The 432-nt window shown below is 55.6% G+C and carries 1 protein-coding gene; it reads right to left on the minus strand.

What is annotated here, in order from left to right:
* Nucleotides 1-432, minus strand: a 432-nt coding sequence (locus tag ACTHUR_RS21605) for a sulfate ABC transporter substrate-binding protein (RefSeq protein WP_440400871.1), incomplete at both ends; no start/stop codon positions are given.

The following is a 432-nucleotide window of genomic DNA, read 5'->3' on the forward strand; positions in this document are numbered from 1 at the left end:
GCGACGGGCGGTTCGCACAGCATGGATATTGACGGCGTGATGATTTCAAATTGGTTCGGATTTTCCTGCAAGGCGAGGTGTGCTTCGTTTTCCCATACCAGCAAAACATCGCCTAATCCGCGCCGTGTAAAGGTTATGGTCGAACCGCGCGCGCCTGCGTCCATGACCGGCACGCGGCGGTAGAGTTCGGAGACAAATTGTTCCGCCTCTGCATCTCCGCCTTTTTCTTGTGCGTACGCCCAAGCCGACAGGAAATTCCAGCGTGCGCCGCCTGAAGTTTTCGGGTTTGCCGTGATGATTTGTACGTCGCCTTTGACCAAGTCGTCCCAGTCATGAATCTGCTTGGGATTGCCTTTGCGTACCAGGAACACGATGGTCGAAGTGTAGGGTGTGCTGTTGTGCGGCAGGGCTTTTTGCCAGTCTGCCGATAGG

It is taken from the genome of Neisseria sp. P0021.S007, assembly GCF_051956855.1.